The sequence below is a fragment of the Streptomyces sp. NRRL B-24484 genome, from assembly GCF_000717715.1.
In the GTDB taxonomy this organism is placed as follows: domain Bacteria; phylum Actinomycetota; class Actinomycetes; order Streptomycetales; family Streptomycetaceae; genus Kitasatospora.
On record NZ_JOAI01000039.1, the window covers coordinates 64,530 to 80,934 of the forward strand.

Sequence of the window (16,405 nt, forward strand, 5' to 3'; positions counted from 1 at the left end):
TGTGACATATTACTGCTGTGCTCACGCAACCCAGCCACGACGTCGTGGTGATCGGCGCCGGTGTCGTCGGCGCCGCCTGCGCCTACTACGCCGCCCGCGCCGGCCTGCGGGTCGCCGTCGTCGACCGCGGCCCGGTGGCCGGCGGCACGACCGGCGCCGGCGAGGGCAACCTGCTCGTCTCCGACAAGGAGCCCGGCCCCGAACTCGACCTCGCGCTGCTCTCCACCGGCCTCTGGCACGACCTCGCCGAGGAGTTCGGACCGGCCGTCGAGTACGAGCCGAAGGGCGGCCTGGTGGTGGCCGCCGCACCCGCCGGCCTCGACGCCCTGCGCGGCTTCGCCGCCCGGCAGCGGGCGGTCGGGGTGCAGGCCGAGGAGGTCCCCGCCGACGGGCTGCCCGCCCTCGAACCGCACCTCGCGCCGGGCCTCGCCGGCGGCGTCCACTACCCGCAGGACGCCCAGGTCCAGCCCGCCCTCGCCGCCGCCCACCTGCTGCGCGCCTCCGGCGCCGACCGCCACCTCGGCGAGGCCGTCCGGGCGCTGCGGACGACCGCCGCCGGCGCGGTGTGCGGCGTGGTCACCGACCGGCGGGAGCTCGCCGCCGGCGCGGTGGTCAACGCCGCCGGCACCTGGGGCGGCGAGATCGCCGCCCTGGCCGGCGTCGACCTGCCGGTGATGCCGCGGCGCGGCTTCGTCCTCGTCACCGAGCCGCTTCCGCGGATCGTCCGGCACAAGGTGTACGCGGCGGACTACGTGGCCGACGTCGCCAGCGGCTCGGCCGCCCTGCAGACCTCCGCGGTGGTCGAGGGCACGCCCGCCGGGCCGGTGCTGATCGGCGCCAGCCGGGAACGGGTCGGCTTCGACCGCGCCCTGTCGGTGGAGGTGCTGCAGCGGCTCGCCGCGCAGGCCGCAGCGCTGTTCCCGGTGCTCCGCGGGGTCGCCGTCCAGCGCGCCTACCGCGGGTTCCGCCCCTACCTGCCGGACCACCTGCCCGCCGTCGGCGCCGACCCCCGGGTGCCCGGGCTGTACCACGCCTGCGGCCACGAGGGGGCCGGCATCGGGCTCGCCCCCGCCACCGGCCTGCTGATCGCCCAGCAGCTCACCGGGCAGCCGACCGCGCTCGACCCGGCGCCGTTCCGCGCCGACCGCTTCGCGGACCCCGCACCTGCAGGGGCCGCCACCGAGCCGTCCGTCACCGATCGAGGAGAGGCATGACCGCGGACCGCACCCCCGCCCGGCTGGCCGATGCCAGGCCGGGGCCGGGCCACACCATCGAGTTCGACGGCCGGCCGGTGCCCGCGCTGCCCGGCCAGAGCATCGCCGCCGCGCTGTGGGCCGACGGCGTCCTGGCCTGGCGCCGCACCCGGGTCGGCGGCCGGCCGCGCGGCGCGTTCTGCGGCATCGGCGTCTGCTACGACTGCCTCGCCACCGTCGACGGACAGCCCAACCGGCGCACCTGCCTGCTGCCCGCCGAACCCGGCACCGTCGTCACCACCCAGGAGGGACACGGCCGTGCCGACCTCGCCGTCTGACCCGACCCCGCCGCAGCGCGCCCGCACCGCGGAGCCGTACGACCTCGCGGTGATCGGCGCCGGACCCGCCGGGCTCGCCGCCGCCGTCACCGCCGCCGGGCTCGGGCTGCGCTGCGCCCTGCTGGACACCGCCGAACGCCCCGGCGGCCAGTACTACCGGCACCCCCCGCCCGGCCTCGGCGCCGCCCGCCCGGACCGCCTGCACCACCACTGGCCCGCCTTCACCGCACTGCTGGCGCGCCTCGACACCCAGGTGCGGGCCGGCCGGATCGACCACCTGGCCGGTCACCACGTCTGGACGGCCGAACCCGGCGAACCCTGGCGGCTGCACGCCGTCGTCGGCCCGGCCGGCACCGGCAGCGCGGTCGTCGAGGCCCGCGACGTGCTGCTCGCCACCGGCGCCTACGAACGCCAGCTGCCCTTCCCCGGCTGGACGCTGCCCGGCGTGGTCACCGCCGGCGGCGCCCAGGCGATGCTCAAGGCCGGACTGGTGCTGCCCGGCCGCCGGATCGTGGTGGCCGGCAGCGGCCCGCTGCTGCTCGCCGCCGCCGCCTCGCTCGCCGCGGCCGGCGCCCGGGTGCCCGCCGTCGTCGAGGCCGGCGACTACCTCGGCTACGCCCGTGCGCCCACCGCGCTCGGCGCCCTGGCCGCCAACCCCGGCAAGCTCGCCGAGGGTGCCCGGCACGCCGCCCTGCTGCTGCGCCACCGGGTGCGGCTGCGGCCGCGGTCCGCCGTCGTCGAGGTGCACGGCGAGGACCGGGTCACCGGCGTCACCGTCGCCCGGCTGGACTCCGCCTGGCGGCCCGTCCCCGGCACCGGGCGGCGGATCGCCTGCGACGCCGTCGCCGTCGGCCACGGACTGCTGCCGCAGATCGAGCTCGCCACCGAACTCGGCGCCCCCACCCGGACCTGCCCGGACGGCGCCGTCGCGCTCGTCGTCGACGAGCGGCTGCGCACCGGCCTGCCCGGGCTCTGGGCTGCGGGGGAGACCTGCGGTGTCGGCGGCGCCGACCTCGCCCTGGTCGAGGGCGAGATCGCCGCCCGGGAGATCGCCGGCCGCCCGGTGCCCGCCGCGCTGCGCGCTGCGCGCCGCCGCCGGCGCGCCTTCGCCGACCTGCTGGCCGCCGCGCACCGCCCGGGGCCCGGCTGGACGGACTGGCTCACCCCGGAGACCGACGTCTGCCGCTGCGAGGAGGTCCCGGTCGCCCGGATCCGGGAGGCCGTCGAGGAGCTCGGCGCCGGCGACGCCCGGACGGTCAAGCTGCTCACCCGCGCGGGCATGGGCTGGTGCCAGGGCCGGATGTGCGGCCCCGCGGTCGCCTGCCTCGCCGGCGGCGGTGAGCCGCGGCCCGACAGCCGCCCGCTGGCCTGCCCCGTCCCGCTCGCGCAGCTCGCCGACACCGTTCCGCGGCCGCCGGACGGTCCCTGAACCGGCTGCCGGACGGCCCCCGCGCCGGACGGCCGGTCCGGCCCGCACACCGGTCGGCGGGTCGCCCTTGTGGCGGCTCGCGAAGGTTTATAAAATGTCACACCTCACCACTCAGGAGCGAACCCCATGACCCGAGTCCCGTACGACCCCGCCCGGCCCTGGCGCGGCATCATGGTCGCCACCGCGCTGCCGCTGCGCGAGGACCTCACGGTCGACCACGACGCCTACGGCGAGCACGTCCGCCGGCTGATCGACGCCGGGTGCCACGGCGTCGTCCCGAACGGCTCGCTCGGCGAGTACCAGACGCTCACCCCGGAGGAGCGCGCCCGCGTGGTGCGCACCGCCGTCGAGGCCGCCGGCGACGGTGCGCGGGTCATGCCCGGCGTCGCCGCGTACGGCTCCGCCGAGTCCCGCCGCTGGGCCGAGCAGGCCGCCGAGGCGGGCGCGGGCTCGGTGCTGCTGCTGCCGCCCAACGCCTACCGCGCCGACGAGACCGCCGTCCGCGCCCACTACGCCGAGGTCGCCAAGGCCGGTCTGCCCGTCGTGGCGTACAACAACCCGATCGACACCAAGGTCGACCTGGTGCCCGAACTTCTCGCCCGGCTGCACGCGGACGGCTCGATCGTCGCGGTGAAGGAGTTCAGCGGCGACGTCCGCCGCGCCTACCAGATCGCCGAACTCGCCCCCGGGCTCGACCTGCTGATCGGCGCCGACGACGTGCTGCTGGAGCTCGCCCTGGCCGGCGCGGTCGGCTGGATCGCCGGCTACCCCAACGCGCTGCCCACGGCCTCCGTCACGCTGTACGAGGCCGCCGTCGCCGGCGACCTCGCCACCGCGCTGCCGCTCTACCGCACCCTGCACCCGCTGCTGCGCTGGGACTCCAAGACCGAGTTCGTGCAGGCCATCAAGCTGTCCATGGACATCGCCGGACTGCCCGGCGGCCCCTGCCGCCCACCGCGCGGCCCGCTCACGCCCGAGGTCGAGGCGGCCGTCCGCGCCGCCACCGAGAAGGCCCTCGCCGAGGGCCTGTCCTAGCCGTCCCGCCCGCCGGCCGCCGCCCACCCGGCGCGGCCGGCCCCCGACCACCGAGGGGGAGCGGCCATGCGCAGCCGCCACGTGTTCCACGCCGTCGACTCGCACACCGAGGGCATGCCCACCCGTGTGATCACCGGCGGGTTCGGCACCCTGCCCGGCGCCACCATGGCCGAGCGGCGGGTGCACTTCCAGCAGCACCTGGACCACTTCCGCACCCTGCTGATGTACGAGCCCCGCGGGCACGCCGCGATGAGCGGCGCGATCCTGCAGCCTCCGACCAGGCCGGACGCCGACTTCGGCGTGCTCTACATCGAGGTCTCCGGCCTGCTGCCGATGTGCGGCCACGGCACCATCGGCGTCGCCACCGTCCTCGTCGAGACCGGCATGGTCGAGGTGCAGGAGCCGGTGACCACCGTCCGGCTGGACACCCCGGCCGGCCTGGTCGTCGCCGAGGTGCGGGTCGAGGACGGCGCGGCGAAGGCCGTCACCATCCGCAACGTGCCGTCCTTCTCCGCGGGCCTCGACCTCAAGGTCGACGTCCCCGGCTTCGGCACCGTCTCCTACGACCTCGCCTACGGCGGCAACTACTACGCGATCCTGCCGCTGGACCGGCTCGGCCTGCCCTTCGACCGGGCCCGCAAGCAGGAGATCCTGGACGCCGGCCTCGCCGTGATGGCCGCGATCAACGAGACCGACCGGCCCGTCCACCCCGAGGACGACGCCATCAACGGCTGCCACCACGTGCAGCTGGTCGCCCCCGGCTCCACCGGGCGGCACTCCCGGCACGCCATGGCGATCCACCCCGGCTGGTTCGACCGCTCGCCGTGCGGCACCGGCACCTCGGCCCGGATGGCGCAGCTCAACGCCCGCGGCGAACTGCCGATCGGCCAGGACTTCGTCAACGAGTCCTTCATCGGCACCACCTTCACCGGACGCATCGTGGAGCGCACCACCGTCGCCGGCCGCCCCGCGATCGTGCCGACCGTCACCGGCCGCGCCTGGCTGACCGGCACCGCCCAGTACTTCCTCGACCCCGACGACCCCTTCCCGGCCGGCTTCCTGCTCTGAGCAGCGGCGGGCCGGAACCCGGCCCGCCACCCGGCCGACACCCCGTCCGTCCGCGCACCCTCCGAAGGACCCGACGTGACCGTCACCTCGTACAACCCCGCCGACCCGACCGACCTGGTGCTCACCGTCGACGCCGCCGGCGCGGCCGGCACCCGGGCCGCCGTCGACCGGGCCCGCACCGCCCAGCCGGGCTGGTACGCCGCCGGGGCGGCAGGCCGCGCCGCCGCGCTCGGCCGCGCCGCCGACGCCGTCGAGGCCGCCGCCGAGGAGCTGGCCGCGCTCGCCGTCCGCGAGGTCGGCAAGCCGCCCGGCGAGGCCCGCGCCGAGACCGCCCGCGCGGTCGCCATCCTCCGCTACTACGCGCAGGCGCCCTACGCCCCCGTCGGCGCCGTGCACGACACCGCCTCGGGGCCCGGCCTGCTGCTCACCCGCCGACGCCCGCACGGCGTCGCCGGGCTCGTCACCCCGTGGAACTTCCCGCTGGCGATCCCGGTCTGGAAGGCCGCCCCGGCGCTCGCCACCGGCAACACCGCCGTCCTCAAGCCCGCCCCCGAGGCCACCGCCTGCGCGCTGCGCCTCGCCGAACTCCTCGGCCTGCCCGAGGGCGTGCTCACCGTGGTGCCCGGCGGCGCCGAGGAGGGCACCGCCCTGATCGACACCGCCGACGTGGTCTCCTTCACCGGTTCCACCGCCGTCGGACAGCGGGTCGTCGCCGCCACCGCCGCCCGCGGCATCCCCGCCCAGGCCGAACTCGGCGGACTCAACGCCGCGATCGTGCTGCCCGACGCCGACATCGAGCAGGCCGCCGACCACCTCGCCGCCGCCGTCGCCGGGTACGCCGGACAGAAGTGCACCGCCACCGGCCAGGTGATCGCCGTCGGCGCCGCGTACGAGCCGCTGCGCGAGGCCCTCACCAAGCGGCTCGCCGCCGCCGACCGCGGCCCCGTCATCGGCGAGGCCGCCCTCGACCGCCTCACCGGCGCCGTCGCCGCCGCCCGCGAGGCCGGCGCCACCGTCCTCACCGGCGGCGGCCGCACCCCCGGGACCGGCTGGGGCTTCGAACCCGCACTGCTCGCCGACGTGCCCGCCGGCCACCCGCTGCGCACCGAGGAGCACTTCGGCCCGCTCGCCGTCCTGCTGCCCGCCGCCGACCTCGACGAGGCGATCGCGCTCGCCAACGCCGGACGGCACACCCTCGCCGCCTCCGTGCACACCCGCGACCTCGACACCGCGCTCGCCGCCGCCGACCGGCTCGCCGCCGGCATGATCCGGGTCAACGCCCCCACCACCGGCGTCGACTTCCACCTGCCCTTCGGCGGCACCGGCTCGGCCGGCTACGGCGGACGCGAACAGGGCACCGCCGCCCTGGAGTTCTACACCGCGAGCCGCACCGTCACGCTCCTCCCCGGCGCATGAGCGGCGCACCCGGGCCCGTCGTCGTCGAGGCCGTCGACTACCACACCGCCGGCGAGCCCTTCCGGATCGTCACCGCCGGACTGCCGCCCGTCCCCGGCGAGACCGTCGCCGAACGCCGCGCCGTCGCCATCGGCGCCGGCGGCACCGCCACCGCACCCCGCCCCGGCCCGCTGGACGACCTGCGGCGGCTGCTCACCCGCGAACCCCGCGGCCACGCCGGGATGTACGGCGGCTTCGTGGTGCCGCCCGACGACGACGGCGCCCACCTCGGCGTGCTGTTCTGGCACAAGGACGGGTACTCCACCGCCTGCGGCCACGGCACCATCGCCCTCGCCGCCTGGGCCGTCGACACCGGCACCGTCCCCGCACCCGCCGACGGCACCGCCGAGGTGCGGATCGACGTCCCCTCCGGCCGGGTCGCCGCCACCGTGCACCGCAGCGGCGGACGCACCACCGGCATCGCCTTCCGCAACGTGCCCGCCTTCGTCACCGCCCGCGGCCTGGACGTCAGCACCCGGTACGGGCCGTGCACGGTCGACGTCGCCCACGCCGGCGCCTGCTACGCCTTCGTCCGTGCCGCCGACCTCGGGCTGAGCGTCACCACCGCCCGGCTGCCCGGCCTCACCGCCGCCGGACAGGCCGTCCGGGCCGCCCTCGACGGCCACCCCGCCACCCGCCACCCCGCCGACGACCGGCTCTCCGGCGTCTACGGCACCGTCCTGTACGAGACCCTGCCCGACACCGGCGACGGCCCCGCCCAGCGCAACGTCACCGTCTTCGCCGACGGCCAGATCGACCGCTCGCCCTGCGGCTCCGCCACCTCCGCCCGGCTCGCCCTGCTCGCCGCCGACGGCGTGCTGCCGCCCGGCAAGGCACTGCGCCACGAGTCGCTGATCGGCACCGCCTTCACCGGCCGGGTGCTCGGCGAGCGGGACGGCGGCCTGCTCACCGAGGTCACCGGCACCGCCCACCGCACCGGAGAGCACCGCTTCCTGCTCGACCCCCACGACGACCTCGGAGCGGGCTTCCTGCTGTGATCCCCCACCTGCCGCTCACCCTCGGGCCGGCCGCGGCCGTCCGCGCCCTCGCCGACGCGCTCGCGGCCGGCCTCGACCCCGAGACCGCGCCGCCGCGCACCGCCGTCCCCGTGCCGGCCGGCGAACTGCTGCTCATGCCCGCCGCGGCCGGCCGCTACGCCGGCGTGAAGATCGCCGGGGTGGCACCCGCCAACCCGGACCACGGCCTGCCCCGGATCACCGGCGGCTACCTGCTGCTCGACGGGCCGACCCTGCAGCCGCTCGCCCTGCTCGACGGCGCCGCCCTCACCGCGCTGCGCACCCCCGCCGTCACCGCCCTCGCCCTCGACCGGCTCGCCGCCCCCGACGCCCCGCACCTGGTGCTGTTCGGCACCGGACCGCAGGCGTACGGGCACCTCGACGCGCTGCTCGCCGTCCGGCCGGTCGAGCGGGTCACCGTGGTCGGCCGCCGCCCCGGCCCCGCCGAGGAGCTCGCCGCGCACGCCCGGGCCCGCGGCACCGCCGCGGCGGTCGGCGGACCGGAGGCCGTCGCCGAGGCCGACCTGGTGGTCTGCTGCACCACCGCCCGCACCCCGCTCTTCGACGGCCGGCTCGTGGCGCCGCACGCCGCCGTCGCCGCCGTCGGCTCGCACGAACCCGACGCCCGGGAGGTCGACACCGTGCTCGTCCGCGGGTCGGCGCTGTACGCCGAGGCGCGGTCGGCCGCGCTGCGGGAGGCCGGGGACCTGGTGGCGGCCTTCGCCGAGGACGGCCCGGCACCGCTTGCTAATCTTTCAGAACTGGTGACGGGCGCGGCAGTTGTCCCCCATGATCGGCCACGGCTGTTCAAGAGCGTCGGCATGGCCTGGGAGGACCTCGCGGTCGCCGCCGCCCAGTACGAGAGCACCACCGGGCTCGGCGCAACGTGACATTGTACGATGGGGTCCAGTACACCTCCGGAGGCACACCATGGCGGACCTCAAGCCCCGCGCCCTCATCTCCGTCCAGGAGAGACTGCGCGACCAGGTCGCCCACGCCCTGCGTGCGGCCCTGATCTCCGGCGAGCTGCGCCCCGGCGTCGTCTACTCGGCCCCCGCCCTCGCCGCCGACTTCGGCGTCTCCGCCACGCCCGTGCGCGAGGCCATGCTCGACCTCGCCCGCGAGGGCCTGGTCGAGGCCGTCCGCAACAAGGGCTTCCGGGTCACCGAGCTCAGCGAGCGCGACCTCGACGAGTTCACCGAGATCCGCGCCCTGATCGAGGTGCCGACGGTCGGACGGGTCACCCGCACCGCCACCCGCGACCAGCTCGAAGCGCTCCGCCCCGAGGCCGAGGCCATCGTCGCCGCCGCCCGCGAGCACGACCTCATCGCCTACCTGGAGGCCGACCGCCGCTTCCACCTCGGCCTGCTCGGCCTCGCCGGCAACGCCCGGCTCGTCGAGACCGTCGGCGACCTCCGCAAGCGGTCCCGGCTGTACGGGCTCACCAGGCTCGACCAGCGCGGCGAACTCGTCTCCAGCGCCGAGGAGCACCTGGAACTGCTCGACCTGATGATCGCCGGGGACGCCGAGGCCGCCGAGGAGTGCATGTCCCGCCACCTCGGACACGTCCGCTCGCTCTGGGCGGCCGGTCTCGAAGCCGCCGCGGAGGAGGAGCCGCTGCGGCTCCGCGCCCGCTGAAGACGCCCGGTCTGCGCCGGGAGGGTCACCAGCCGGGGCGGTGGTCCTGCGCTATGGCCCTGGACAGGTCCTCCGGTGAGCCCAGCGGGCACGGCCGGCCGTTCAGGAGGGCCGCGGCTATCGTCACCTGGTCCGACCACTCGATGACCAGCCGGTCCCGCCCGCGGACGTAGCAGTTCCGGCCCCAGACCATTCTGCGGCCCGCGACCTCCGGGAAATCGGCCGGACCTGCCGACAGCGCGCGCGCCCAGCCCGCCCGCTCGATCTCCTGATCCCAGAAACCAGGGCCAGCGATCATGGCTACCTCCTTGCAAGTGCACGACACCTTCACATCCCGGGCCGATTCGGGGCAAGTCAGGTGCGGGGCCTTCGGGAGGCCGGGCGGGGCGGGCCGGTCCGTGCGCACGGCCGATCAGGGTTGTGCAGGTTCCCGCCCGAGGTGCGACCGCCAGCCTCCGGTGCCGGTGATGTCCTCGGCTCCGTCGAGGGCGGCGGGTTCGCAGAGGAAGCCGGGGGTGCGGGTGCCGTCGGCGAGGAGGACGGGGCCGAGGGCCATGGGGTGGGGGAGGCCGGCCAGCAGGGTGCCGAGGCCGGCGGCCGGGAGCTCCCAGAGTTCGCCGGCGACGGCGGCGCCGTCCGCCTCGACCCGGACGAGGCCGGGCTTGGGCGGGACGGTGTCCAGGGCGTACAGCCGGTAGGCCGGCGCCGTCTCCACCTCGCCGCAGAACCGGCCGCCCAGCGCGGTGAGTTGGCCGTTGAGCGGCTGGCCGGTCAGGTGGGCGCCGAACACCGCCAGCCGGACGGGGGGTTCGGTGAGCAGCCGGGCGAGGCCGCAGAGCCGGGCCTCGGTGTCGGCCGGGCCGACCAGCATCACGCCGAAGGGCAGCCCCCGGACGGTGCCGGCCGGTACCGCGATCGCACAGAGGCCCAGCAGGTTGGCCGAGTTGGTGAAGCGGCCGAGCCGCGCGTTGCTGCCGACCGGGTCGGCGGCGACCTCGGCGAGGGTCGGGTGCCAGGTCGTGGTGGGCAGCAGCAGGGCGTCCGCGTCGCCGAGTTCGGCCAGGGCGAGCGTCCGCAGCCGGCCCAGTTCGGCGAGGTCGGCGTACAGCCGGTGCGCGGGGACGTCGCGGGCGGCGCGGATGATCCCGGCCACCACCGGGTCGAGGCCGTCGCCGCCCTTCTCGGTGAGCGCGTCGACGAACTCGCCGACGGCCGCGTACCGTTCGGCAACGAAGGCGCCCTGGTAGAGCATGGCGGCGACCGTGTCGAAGGGGACCAGGTCGAGGTCGCGCAGCTCGGCCCCGGCCGCGGCGAACCGGTCGGCCGCCGCGGTGAAGGCCTCCGCCCAGCCGTCGGCGAGGCTGCCCAGCCCGGCGACGGCCGGGACGGCGATCCGCCAGGGGCCCGGCCGGCGGGCCGCCGGTGCGGCCGGTGCGGGGTCGGCGAGAAGCCGCAGCGCGGCCTCCGCCTCGCCGACCGTCCGGGCGAACACCGACACGCAGTCCACGCTCGCGCAGGCCGGCACCACGCCCTCGGTGGGCACCCGGCCGGGGGCGGGCTTGAGGCCGACGATGCCGTTGAGGGCGGCCGGCACCCTGCCCGAGCCCGCGGTGTCGGTGCCGAGCGCCAGGTCGGCGATGCCGAGCGCGACGGCGACGGCCGAACCGGAGCTCGACCCGCCGGCGATCCGCTCCGGGTCGGCGGTGCCGCGGACCGCGCCGTACGGGCTGCGGGTGCCGACCAGGCCGGTGGCGAACTGGTCGAGGTTGGTGGTGCCGAGGACGACCGAGCCGGCCGCGCGCAGCCGGGCCACCGCCGGGGCGTCCCGCTCGGGCAGGTGGGCGTAGCCGGGGCAGCCGGCGGTGGTGGGCAGCCCGGCGACGTCGATGTTGCCCTTCACCGCGCAGACCGTGCCCGCCAGCGGCAGGTGCTCGCCGGCGGCGACCCGGGCGTCCACCAAGGCGGCCTCCGCCTCGGCCTCGGCCTGCGGACGGAGGTCGATCCAGACCTCCGGCCGGTCGGCGACGGCGATCCGGGCGTAGGCCCGGCAGACGCGCTCCACGGCTGTGACGGCGGCGCTCACGCGACCGCCCCCAGCACCACGAGCGGGCTGCCGGCCTCGACCTGGTCGCCGGAGCCGACCAGCAGCTCCGCGACCACGCCGTCCCGGTCCGCGGTGACCGCCGACTCCATCTTCATCGCCTCCAGTGCCATCAACTGCTGCCCCTTGCGCACCCGTTCGCCCGGTGCCACGTCGACCTTCCACACGCAGGCGGTGAACTCGGCCTCCACCACACTGCCGCCCGGTGGCGGGGTGACGGTGCGCGGCGCGGCCGGTGCGGTGCCCGCCGCCCGCTCGGCCCGGTCGAACTCGCCCGCCTCCTCCCAAGCCTGCCGCTCGGCCGCGAACGCCGCCGCCTGGACGGCCCGGAACTCCGCGATCGGACCGGCGTTCTCGTCCAGGAAGCGCAGGTGGTCCGCCAGCGCGAACTCGCCCTCCTCGATCTTCGGCGCGAACCGGCCGGCCGCCATGTCGGCCCGCATCTCCAGCAGTTCCTCCGCCGAGACCGGGTACCAGCGGATCCGGTCGAAGAACCGCAGCAGCCACGGCGCGCCCGGCTCGAACGGGCCGCGCTGCTGCCAGCCCGACCACATCTGCACCGTCCGCCCGACGAACTGGTAACCGCCCGGCCCCTCCATGCCGTACACGCAGAGGTAGGCGCCGCCGATGCCGACCGAGTTCTCGGCCGTCCAGGTACGGGCCGGGTTGTACTTGGTGGTGACCAGCCGGTGCCGCGGGTCGAGCGGGGTCGCCACCGGCGCACCCAGGTAGACGTCGCCGAGGCCGAGCACCAGGTACTCGGCGTCGAAGACCGTGCGGTACACCTCGTCCACCGACGCCAGGCCGTTGATCCGCCGGATGAACTCGATGTTCCACGGGCACCACGGCGCGTCGTCCCGGACGCCCGCCATGTACCGCTCGATCGCCTCCCGGGTCGCCGGGTCGTCCCAGGACAGCGGCAGGTGGACGGTGCGGCTCGGCACCACCAGCCGGTCGGTGGCGGGCAGCGCCCGCTCGATCCCCCGGACCAGCACCAGCAGTTCGGACAGCGGCAGGACGTCCGGATCGACGTGCACCTGCAGCGAGCGGATGCCCGGGGTCAGGTCGACGACACCCTCCGGCCGCCGCGCCGCCAGCCGTTCGGCCAGCGCGTGGACGCGCATCCGCAGCGCCAGGTCGAGCTGCATGGGGCCGTACTCGACCAGCAGGTTGTCGTCGCCGCTGCGCCGGTAGGTGACGCTCGGCCGGTCGGGGCCGGCGGGGGTGCGGTGCAGCACACCGCCGTCCACGATCGCCGGGCGGGAGGCGATCGGTGCGGCGGCCGGGGTACGGCGCAGCACGGCGGCGTCCTCGCCGGTGACGGGCACGAAGCGGACGGTGTCGCCGGGGCGGAGCTGGCCGAGCTTCCAGCGCTGGCCGGAGACGACCGTCGCCGGGCAGACGAAGCCGCCGAGCGAGGGGCCGTCCGGGCCGAGCAGCACGGGCATGTCGCCGGTGTAGTCGACGGCGCCGACCGCGTACGGGGTGTCGTGGATGTTCGAGGGGTGCAGGCCGGCCTCGCCGCCGTCCGGGCGGGCCCAGGCGGGCTTGGGGCCGACCAGGCGGACGCCGGTGCGGGCGCTGTTGAAGTGCACCGACCAGTCGGCGGCGTAGAACTCGGCGATGTCCTGCTCGGTGAAGAACTCCGGTGCGGCGTGCGGCCCTTCGACCGCGGGCAGCTGCCAGGCGGAGGTGAACTCCGGGCGGTCGGCGACCGGGCCCGCGCCCTCGCCGAGGGCGCCGGTGCCGCCGTGCAGCACGTCGCCGGTGCGCAGCGCCCGGCCGCCGTGGCCGCCGAAACCGCCGAGGGTGAAGGTGGCGGCGCTGCCGAGGAAGTCCGGCGCCTCGATGCCGCCGGCGACCAGCAGGTAGCTGCGCAGGCCCGGGCCGGGCGGGGCCGGGACGTCGAGCAGGCCGCCGGCCGGGACGAGCACCGGCTCCCACTGCGGCACCGGCAGGCCGTCCACGGCGACGTCGGTCGGCGCGCCGGTGACGCAGACCCAGGTGGGTGCGGTGAAGCGCAGCGCCGGGCCGAGCAGGGTGCACTCCAGGCCGGGGGCGCCCTCGGGGTTGCCGAGGGCCCGGTTGCCGAGCCGGAAGGAGAGGTCGTCCATCGGGCCGCACGGCGGCACGCCGACGTGCCAGTAGCCCGTCCGGCCCGGCCAGTCCTGCACGGTGGTCTGGGTGCCGGCCCGGACGACCTCGATCCGCGGGGTCGGGTCGGCGACGTGCGCCAGGGTGCCGGTGTGGTGGACGGCCGAGGCGACGGCCGGCACGGCGGGGACGGCGCGCAGCAGTCCGAGGTTGGTCTCGATGCCGTGGATCCGGGTGCCGTCCAGCGCGTCGGTGAGCCGGGCCAGCGCGTCCGCCCGGTCGGTGCCGTGCACGATCACCTTGGCGAGCATCGGGTCGTAGGCGGTGGTGACCTCGGTGCCGGTCTCCACCCAGGTGTCGACGCGGACGCCGGCCGGGAAGGCGACTTCGGTGAGCAGGCCGGCGCTGGGCCGGTGGTCGCGGCTCGGGTCCTCGGCGTAGACCCGGGCCTCGACGGCGTGCCCGTCGGGTGTGCCGACCGCGCGGACCACCGAGCGGTCGCCCTGCGCGAGCCGGAGCATCCACTCGACCAGGTCGACCCCGTACACCGCCTCGGTGACCGGGTGCTCCACCTGGAGACGGGTGTTGACCTCCAGGAAGTACGCCTCCTCGCGGACGGCGTCGTAGACGTACTCGACGGTGCCGGCCGAGCGGTAGCCGACGGAGGCGCACAACTCGCGGGCGGAGTCGGCGAGCTGCCGGCGGACGCGGTCGGGCAGGCCCGGCGCGGGGGCCTCCTCCAGCACCTTCTGGTTGCGGCGCTGCAGCGAGCAGTCCCGGTCGCCGAGGGTGACCACCCGGCCGGCGCCGTCGCCGAAGACCTGGACCTCGACGTGGCGGGCGTGCTCGACCAGCCGTTCCAGGAAGACGCCGGCGGTGGCGAAGCTGGCCGCGGCGACCCGCTGCACCCGCTCCCAGGCGTCGGCGAGCTGGGCGGCGTCCCGGCAGGCCTGCATGCCGATGCCGCCGCCGCCACCGGTGGCCTTGAGCATCACCGGGTAGCCGACGCCCTCGGCGGCGGCGAGTGCGGCGGGCAGGTCCGGCAGCAGCCCGGTGCCGGGCAGCAGCGGCACCCCGGCGGCCTCGGCGGCCGCGCGGGCGGTGTGCTTGGCGCCGAAGACCTCCAGCTGGGCGGGGGTCGGGCCGACGAAGGCGAGTCCCGCGGCCTCGACCTGCCGGGCGAAGGCGGCGTCCTCGGAGAGGAACCCGTAGCCGGGGTGGACCGCACCGGCGCCGCTGTCGTGGGCGGCCCGAAGCACCAGGTCGGTGCGCAGGTAGCTGTCCTTGGCGGCGGCCGGGCCGAGCCGCACCGCGTGGTCGGCGAGCCGGACGTGCGGCGCGGAGCGGTCCGGGTCGGAGTAGACGGCGACGGTGGCGATGCCGATCCGGCGCGCGGTGCGGACGATCCGGGCGGCGATCTCGCCGCGGTTGGCGATCAGCAGGGTGTCGTAGGCCATGGTTCCCGCTCAGTCCTCGGTGATCGTCATGCGGACGGGCGTCGGGTCGAAGCCGTTGCACGGGTTGTTGATCTGCGGGCAGTTGGAGACCAGCACCAGGACGTCCGTCTCGGCCCGCAGCACGACCCGCAGGCCCGGGGCGGAGAGCCCGTCGACGATGCCGAGGGTGCCGTCCGCCTCGACCGGCACGTTCATGTACCAGTTGATGTTGGAGACCAGGTCGCGCTTGCCGAGGCCGTGCCGGGCGCCCTCGGCGAGGAAGTTCTCCACGCAGGCGTGCTGCGACCAGGTGTGGTGGCCGTAGCGCAGGGAGTTCGACTCCTTGGAGCAGGCGCCGGCGATGGTGTCGTGCCGGCCGCAGTCGTCCTCGACCACCGTCATCAGCGGGGTGTGCTCGGTGGAGAGCAGCACGGTGCCCTTGCCGACGAAGACCGAGCCCTGGGCCTGCAGGGTGTCGGCGGCGCTGTAGCGGACGGACGGGTCGTGCGCGTCGTAGACCAGGCAGTCCACGGCCTGGTTGCCGTGCAGGTCGGTGACGGTGAGCAGCTGCCCGCGGCGGACGACGGCGGACCAGGCGCCGCGGGCGGGCACCTCGGTGTCGAGCAGGACGGTCATCGGGCCCCCAGGGCGGCGGTGTTGAGGTGGGCGCGGTGGCGTTCGGGCGTGGTGTCCCAGTGCGGGTCGCCGGGGCCGGTCACCTCGCCGGGCACGGCGGTGACCTGCAGCGGCGAGCAGTGCCAGGCCGGACGCGGGTCCAGCGGGTGGGCGGTGTTGGCGAGCAGCAGGGTGGTGTGCTGCTCCAGGCGGAGGACGATCCGGGCGCCGGGGCCGGCCGAACCGGTCGGGTGCAGGGTGCCGTCCGCCGCGACGGTCACGCCCCGGAAGAAGGAGACCGGGGCGGGCAGGTCGCGCCGGGTCAGGCCGTGCTTGGCTGCGGCCAGGGTGAGCAGCTCGCGGCCCGCGGGGGAGGAGCCGTGCGCGGCGCCGTCGCCGTAGCGGGCGGTGTTGCGGGCGGCGGAGGAGGTGCCGGCCAGTGCGTCGTGCCGGCCGGAGGTGTCCTCGACCAGGGTGGCGAGCACCCGGCCCTGGTCGGAGAGCAGCTGGCTGCCCCCGGTGAGGTAGGCGTTCCACTGCACCTTGACGGTGTCGGCCGCGTTCAGCCGCTCCCAGGGCCGCCCGGTGACGTACAGCAGGAGGTGGGCACAGGCGTCGCCGTCCCGGTCGGTGAGGGTGACCACCGTGCCGGCCGGGAGGACGAGGTGGGTGTAGCCGCCGCCGGCGACGGTCTCGGACCACAGGGTGCCCGGCGGGGGCGGCAGCAGCGGCATGCAGTCGACGACCGTGCCCGCCTGGGACCTGGCGTGGGCGCGGGCGGCCGTGGTGGTGGCGGTGCCGGCCTCGGCCTCGTGGATTTCTGTCATGCGACAGAAATTAGGGAGGACCGGCTTCGCCGCCATTGCCCGTGCGTAACACGGGAGTTACCGTCCCCTCACGGTGATCGACGACCACGGTGAGGCGCGACGGTGTGCGAGGATCGCCGGGTGTCCGCCACCAGCCGCCCGCCCGCCCGCCCCGCCAGCC

14 protein-coding genes are annotated in these 16,405 nt (G+C 76.5%); 9 read left to right on the forward strand and 5 right to left on the reverse strand.

Going from position 1 to position 16,405, the window contains the following annotated elements; genetic code table 11:
* The first annotated feature begins 17 nt into the window (after nucleotides 1–17).
* The 9 genes from IE98_RS0129650 (at nucleotide 18) to IE98_RS0129690 (ending at nucleotide 9,172) form a co-directional block, all read left to right on the forward strand.
* Nucleotides 18–1,214: an NAD(P)/FAD-dependent oxidoreductase gene (locus tag IE98_RS0129650; RefSeq protein WP_052391130.1), complete on the forward strand. Its 1,197-nt coding sequence runs from the start codon at nucleotides 18–20 to the stop codon at nucleotides 1,212–1,214.
* On the forward strand, nucleotides 1,211–1,531 hold the full coding sequence (locus IE98_RS51250) for a (2Fe-2S)-binding protein (RefSeq protein ID WP_030274236.1): 321 nt from the start codon (nucleotides 1,211–1,213) through the stop codon (nucleotides 1,529–1,531). The genes IE98_RS0129650 and IE98_RS51250 overlap by 4 nt, the downstream gene beginning before the upstream one ends.
* Nucleotides 1,512–2,960 carry an NAD(P)/FAD-dependent oxidoreductase gene (locus IE98_RS0129660; protein ID WP_030274238.1) on the forward strand — a complete coding sequence of 483 codons (1,449 nt, stop codon included), beginning with the start codon at nucleotides 1,512–1,514 and terminating at the stop codon, nucleotides 2,958–2,960. Before IE98_RS51250 ends, IE98_RS0129660 begins: the two co-directional genes overlap by 20 nt.
* Nucleotides 2,961–3,086: 126 nt before the next feature.
* Nucleotides 3,087–3,995 carry a dihydrodipicolinate synthase family protein gene (locus IE98_RS0129665; protein ID WP_030274240.1) on the forward strand — a complete coding sequence of 303 codons (909 nt, stop codon included), beginning with the start codon at nucleotides 3,087–3,089 and terminating at the stop codon, nucleotides 3,993–3,995.
* 66 nt (nucleotides 3,996–4,061) lie between these two features.
* The gene (locus IE98_RS0129670; protein WP_030274241.1) at nucleotides 4,062–5,063 is read left to right on the forward strand and encodes a proline racemase family protein; all 1,002 of its coding nucleotides are present in this window, start codon (nucleotides 4,062–4,064) and stop codon (nucleotides 5,061–5,063) included.
* A 75-nt stretch (nucleotides 5,064–5,138) separates the two neighbouring features.
* Nucleotides 5,139–6,479, forward strand: a complete 1,341-nt coding sequence (locus IE98_RS0129675; RefSeq protein WP_030274243.1) for an aldehyde dehydrogenase family protein — start codon at nucleotides 5,139–5,141, stop codon at nucleotides 6,477–6,479.
* Nucleotides 6,476–7,516, forward strand: a complete 1,041-nt coding sequence (locus IE98_RS0129680; RefSeq protein ID WP_030274245.1) for a proline racemase family protein — start codon at nucleotides 6,476–6,478, stop codon at nucleotides 7,514–7,516. The genes IE98_RS0129675 and IE98_RS0129680 overlap by 4 nt, the downstream gene beginning before the upstream one ends.
* The gene (locus tag IE98_RS0129685; RefSeq protein ID WP_052391131.1) at nucleotides 7,513–8,424 is read left to right on the forward strand and encodes an ornithine cyclodeaminase family protein; all 912 of its coding nucleotides are present in this window, start codon (nucleotides 7,513–7,515) and stop codon (nucleotides 8,422–8,424) included. The genes IE98_RS0129680 and IE98_RS0129685 overlap by 4 nt, the downstream gene beginning before the upstream one ends.
* A 40-nt stretch (nucleotides 8,425–8,464) precedes the next feature.
* Nucleotides 8,465–9,172 carry a GntR family transcriptional regulator gene (locus IE98_RS0129690; RefSeq protein ID WP_030274249.1) on the forward strand — a complete coding sequence of 236 codons (708 nt, stop codon included), beginning with the start codon at nucleotides 8,465–8,467 and terminating at the stop codon, nucleotides 9,170–9,172.
* 25 nt (nucleotides 9,173–9,197) lie between these two features.
* Here the strand turns inward: IE98_RS0129690 and IE98_RS0129695 are convergent, their stop codons facing one another.
* From IE98_RS0129695 to IE98_RS0129715, 5 genes are all read right to left on the reverse strand, one after another.
* A complete protein-coding gene (locus tag IE98_RS0129695) occupies nucleotides 9,198–9,470 on the reverse strand; it encodes a hypothetical protein (protein ID WP_030274251.1) in 273 nt (90 codons plus the stop codon).
* A gap of 114 nt (nucleotides 9,471–9,584) precedes the next feature.
* Nucleotides 9,585–11,255, reverse strand: a complete 1,671-nt coding sequence (locus tag IE98_RS0129700) for an allophanate hydrolase (protein ID WP_030274252.1) — start codon at nucleotides 11,253–11,255, stop codon at nucleotides 9,585–9,587.
* Nucleotides 11,252–14,824, reverse strand: a complete 3,573-nt coding sequence (gene uca, locus IE98_RS0129705) for an urea carboxylase (protein ID WP_030274253.1) — start codon at nucleotides 14,822–14,824, stop codon at nucleotides 11,252–11,254. Before uca ends, IE98_RS0129700 begins: the two co-directional genes overlap by 4 nt.
* Before the next feature lie 9 nt (nucleotides 14,825–14,833).
* The gene (locus IE98_RS0129710) at nucleotides 14,834–15,439 is read right to left on the reverse strand and encodes an urea amidolyase associated protein UAAP2 (protein ID WP_030274254.1); all 606 of its coding nucleotides are present in this window, start codon (nucleotides 15,437–15,439) and stop codon (nucleotides 14,834–14,836) included.
* Nucleotides 15,436–16,245: an urea amidolyase associated protein UAAP1 gene (locus IE98_RS0129715; RefSeq protein ID WP_030274255.1), complete on the reverse strand. Its 810-nt coding sequence runs from the start codon at nucleotides 16,243–16,245 to the stop codon at nucleotides 15,436–15,438. The genes IE98_RS0129710 and IE98_RS0129715 overlap by 4 nt, the downstream gene beginning before the upstream one ends.
* Nucleotides 16,246–16,405 lie beyond the last annotated feature (160 nt).